Annotated in this window: 2 protein-coding genes; one reads left to right on the forward strand and one right to left on the reverse strand. The window is 30.4% G+C overall.

Annotated features, from left to right (window positions below; genetic code table 11):
- Positions 1-3656: immunoglobulin domain-containing protein (locus U9R42_13790; protein ID MEA3497094.1), on the forward strand; the 3656-nt coding region annotated here is incomplete at its 5' end.
- A 254-nt stretch (positions 3657-3910) separates the two neighbouring features.
- Here U9R42_13790 and U9R42_13795 read toward each other — a convergent pair.
- Positions 3911-5746 carry an LruC domain-containing protein gene (locus U9R42_13795; GenBank protein MEA3497095.1) on the reverse strand — a complete coding sequence of 612 codons (1836 nt, stop codon included), beginning with the start codon at positions 5744-5746 and terminating at the stop codon, positions 3911-3913.
- Positions 5747-5836 lie beyond the last annotated feature (90 nt).

Consider the following 5836-nt stretch of genomic DNA (forward strand, 5'->3'; position numbering starts at 1 on the left):
CCGGTACTGCTCTTACTGTTAAAACCGCTCCTTCGATTACTACTCAACCTACTAATTCAACAATTTGTAGTGGTAGTACTGCGAACTTTAGCTTAACTGCAACTGGTTCTGCTACTCTTACTTATCAGTGGTATGATGATGATGGTTCTATAACAGGAGCTACTAATAATTCATATTCTATTTCTTCTGCCGATACTTCGGATGAAGGTTCGTTTTATTGTGTAGTTTCTAATAGTTGTAGCAATGTTCAATCTAATTCTGCTTTGCTAACGGTAAATGAAGCTCCTTCTATTTCTTATCAAACTTCAAGCGACACTTTATGTGAGAATCAAAGTATGACTTTTACTGTTACTACAACAGGAACAACTCCAATAAATTATCAGTGGTTCAAAAATAATGACACTATTTCAAATGCGACAGGTAATTCCTACACTATCAATTCAGTTTCCACCTCTGATGCAGCTACTTATAAATGCAAAATAAGTAATACATGTGGTAATGCAAGCAGTTCAGATATTAGCCTTAGCGTTAATACTGCCCCTGTAATTACTTCACAACCTACTAATTCTACTGTATGTAATGGTAATTCAACAAGTTTTAATATTTCAGTTTCAGGTTCAAATTATACATATCAATGGTATAATGATGATGGTTCAATCTCAGGAGCTAACTCCAATTCAATATCACTTTTCAATGTTGATACTTCTGATGCAGGAAATTATTATTGTGTTGTTTCCAATAATTGTGCTAACACTCAATCCAACTCAGCAAGCCTCACTATCAATGAATCTCCTAGCATTACCTATCAAACTCCAAATACAATAAAATGTGAAAATACAACAATGGCATTTAATGTAAGTGCAACAGGTACAACACCTTTTAATTATCAATGGTATTTTAATAATGATACAATTAATGGAGCCACAAGTTATTCTTATACTATTAGTAATTTAGATACATCTAATACTGGTCAATATTATTGTAAAGTAAGCAATAGCTGTGGAAATATTTCAAGCACCAATATCGCTCTTACTGTAAATCAAGCACCAAGTATTACTACTCAACCTTCAAATGCAATAATTTGTAGCGGTAGTACTGCTAACTTTAGTTTAACAGCATCAGGAACATCACCTATCACTTACCAATGGTATGGTAATAATGGCTTAATAAATGGAGCAACTAATAATTCTTATTCAATAAATAATGCAGATACCTCTAATACTGGTAGCTATTATTGTATTGTTACCAACTCATGTGGTGTTGATCAAAGTTTAACTAAAACCCTAACAGTTCAAACTGCACCGGACATTAGTTCTCAAACATCAAATACAACAAAATGTGAGAATGCAAGTGTAGCATTTAATGTAAATGCAAACGGAAGTTCACCAATTTCATATCAGTGGTATTTTGATAATTCACAAATCTCAGGTGCAACTAATAATTTTTATTCCATAGGTTTATTGTCAACAAGTGATGCAGGTCAGTATTATTGTAAAGTATCAAACACATGCGGTATTAATCAAAGTAACAATATTTCTTTAACTGTTAAAACATATCCTGATATAACAACAAATACATCAAGCACCTCAAGGTGTGAAGGACAAAGTATGACTTTCAGTGTATCTGCTACTGGTTCTTCTCCAATTTCTTATCAGTGGTATAACAATTCAGGTTCAATAAGCAGTGCTACTAATAATTTATACGATATTAATGTTGTTGACACAAATGATGAACAAAGCTACTATTGTATAGCAACTAATATTTGTGGAAATGACCAAAGTAAAAATATCGCATTGTCTGTTAATACAAAACCTGATGTAAATACTTACACAGATACAACTACAATTTGTGTAAATGACAACCTGATTTTAAATATTACAGCAAATTCTTCAGTAAATGTTTCTTACGAATGGTATCACAATAGTACAAAAATACCAAATGCAATAAACAGTTTCTATTTAATTAATTATGCACAAGAATCTGATTCAGGGGAATATATATGCGAAGCATCAAATATTTGCGGAACAACAGCAAGTAGTAAAATGACTGTTTTAACAAACAATCCAATTACTATAATTTCAGAATCAGGAGATTCTTCAAAATGTGTTGATGAACAAATGTCATTTGAAGTAACTGTAAGTGGAACAGCTCCAATTTCATATCAATGGTTCTATAATAGTGATACTATTACAGGTGCAACAGCAGCATCTTACTTAATAAATGAAATAGTACTAAATGATGCAGGAAATTATTATTGTAAAATATCAAATCCTTGTGGTACTGTAACGAGTACAACAAAGCATTTAAGTGTTTATTCCAATCCTGTTGTAAACTTAGGTAACGATACTACATTCTGCTATGGAGGAAGTATTACTTTATCACCTGGCAGTGGTTATTTCTGCAAATGGAACACAGGTTCACAAAACCCTGACTTGACAGTAACTGACTCAGGAAATTATTATGTTAAAGTAAGAAACATTCACGGATGTTCTGCGTATTCCGATACTATTAATGTTGAAGTACTTTATCCTTTTGCCAGTGAAAATATTTGTGTTGTAACCATTGACGAAAATACGAGTAAAAACCTTATTGCATGGGAAAGAACAGGTGGAGAAAGAATCGCATACTACAATGTTTATAAAGAATCTACATTTGCAGGAAATTATGTAAAGATAGGTTCAGTTCTATTTGATAGTACAAGTGTGTTTGTTGATGTAAATTCTAATCCTAAGAAGAAAGCAGACAGATACAAAATATCAGCAGTTGATTCATGTAACAACGAGTCAGATCTTAGTCCGCATCATAAAACTATGCATTTATCAGTAAATAAAGGTGCAGGTGGAGTAATGAACCTTATCTGGGATCATTATGAAGGATTCTCTTTTGGCACATATAAAATTTACCGTGGAACACATCCCGATTCTATGAATTTACTTGATGACATTCAAAGTAATTTGACAAGTTATACCGATTTAACACCTCCTGCAGGTTTAGTTTTATATCAAGTAGCAGTTGACAAAGGTGATACCTGCTATCCTAAAGTTATTCGTGGGACTACAAATTCAGGACCTTTTAGTCAATCTTTGTCAAATCTAAAAGATTACAATACCGTTTCTCCTAATTATCTTTCTGTTAGTGAATTTGAATTTGATATTGACTCACTTTATGGTAGTTACGCAAACTTTGATGTTTTTACAAATCTAAGTTCATGGAATGTCAGCTCAAGTCAAAATTGGTTAAATGTTACAACTGATTTCGCAATGAGAAGCGTTAAAGTAACTGCCTTATCGACTAATTCTTACAAATTTTCACGTACTGCTTTTATTACTCTTTCAGGAGAGAATGTTAGTGATATAATAATATCTGTAAACCAATATGGCACTGAACATTCAACAGATATTGAAGAAAATAATCTTGAAGCTACAATGTTTATTTATCCTAATCCTTTCAAACATTTAACAAACATTGTCCTTCCTTCTTTTGAGAAGAATATCAAGCAAATGCAACTGATTGACATAAACGGAAGAGTTGTAAGACAACAGAATGATATTGAAGGAAATAAAATTACAATTTACAAAAACGACCTCAGCAAAGGATTGTATTTTGTAAGAGTTATTACAGATAGAATTTATCAAGCAAAGGTTATTGTGAGGTAAAGGGTTTTATGAGACTTCTAATAAAAAGGATTTGCTATTTCAACTTTGAAATAGCAAATCCTTTTCTGTTTCGTAATAATACCAAATAAACATCAAACTTACCGATATAAATCGTTTCTATTTCACTTCTTCTACGTTAAAAATTATTTCCGTAGCTTTTGCTATGCAAAGAATTTTTGCCTTGAATAAGTAAAATATAATTCAATTTATTTATCGGCATATTTGAAATTTAATTGGTATAATTTATTTTTTTTCTAATGTGTATAAATATTCTCTGCATTTCTATTTCCTGATAAGTTTTTATACCAATCACTATGATTAGTACCATTGCTTATTGCCCAAGAATCAAAGTAATTGAAAGCATCAGAAATTGAAGATTTTTCTTTTGAGTAATAAAAATTTGTTGGAATATTTAAAGCCCAAGGCATGTTGTCATCATTTATATAGTAAATATTATTGTTAGGATTACTATTATCGTTTCCACTTCCAAGTAGTTTACCACAGGCAAGGTCAGTAGGTTGCATTTGAGGTAAATGAATTTCTTTATCTCTGTTTCCATCCACAATAACAAAAGGATTATAAGGAGGTATATCTAAATTTTCTATCGTTTGTGAACTATTAAATTTAATTACAACTTCAACTAAAGTAGGACTTACATATTGAGTTCCAATAGTTGTATTTATAAAATCACCTCCTCCCGGATGTGGCAAAAGATCAAATGCATCATCAAACATTATAATTACTGCTTTACTTTGATTAGCTTCAGTCCCATTTGAATTCAAAGAAATATAAGAATTATTTATTTGCTGACCGCTAACTGATTTTATTGCAGATGGAGAAACAGGCAATTGAATGCCAAATCCATTATGAAAACTTGCTCCTATTGCTACTACTTTATAATTTATTCTAAGTTCAACAATTTTATTATTTGCATTTGCAATATAATTCATTTTGTAATTTATAATAAGATCGTTAAAATCATAATCACCTTTATAAGGCCAAAGGTCTTCAAATGCAAGAGTTGCAGGGCTACAATCATTTGGATAATAATTATTAAATGCTTTTTTTTCATCATTAGGATACTGGTCGTTTACATCGGGAATTCCATCTCCATCAGTATCAGGATTTTCTTGAAGTGAAATATTATCAAAAAGAATTTTTGCATTTGATTCATTAGCAGATATTCTTAAGGTTACAATTGCTTTTGTTGAATTTGAAGGAGCAATTGCTACAATTCCTTTTCTTTTCCATTCGGAAGAAAAATAATTCATACTGTAAGTTGATAAAGCCGTAGCTGAAACATTATTATTAAAAAACTGAATCTGTACATAAAAATTTGAAGGATTTGTGCCATTAAGTATTTTAGCATCTGCCTCTAATTGATAAATTTCTCCTGCTGTAATATTATCTACAAGTTGAAAACACCACATATCATTATTCGAATTTTTCATTTTCAAAACATAGTCATTGCTTATGTTTTTTCTAAAAACAAATACTTTATTGCTTCCATTTCCAGCCTTAAAATACCATTTTCCTGTAGTAATTTGAGAATAATTTTTTGAAGTTAAGGAATCACTAATATTATTATCAAATTCATAATTTGAAAGCAAATTTGAAAAAGAGCTATTAGATCTTGACCTGCTTATAACTGATCCTTTAAGTTGTACATTTTCGGTACTGAAAACACAATTTAAAAATCCATTGCTAATATTTACAACTGTATCTTTAAATGAAGTTCTTACAATAACATTTTTTGTAGTTGTAGAAATTTGAAACAAACCATCAAAAACACCATTTTTATTTGTTGTACCTGAAATAATTTTAGCTTCATTTTCTACATTTAATATTTCTATAGCTACAAGAGGTAAAGCTTTCATTGATTTTTTATTCTCAACAGTTTTTACTTGAAATGAAATCTGTCTTGACATATCCCAATCAAAAGCCTTGTTAATTTGTTCTTTAGATAAGTTAGTAGAATTTTTATCATTTGCTTTATTTTCTTCAAAATCAAAACTATGAATGCAAGATTGAGTAAAAGACCCAATAATAATTAATAGCAAGTATAAATATGTGTTTAACTGTTTATTCATTGGTTAAGTAAGAATCAAGTTAAGTACAATTCAAATGTACGAAACCCAAATAGGCAAATGCAAATATATTTTAAAAAAAGTTTTCAAGAT

The organism is Bacteroidota bacterium, assembly GCA_034723125.1.
GTDB lineage: Bacteria > Bacteroidota > Bacteroidia > CAILMK01 > JAAYUY01 > JAYEOP01.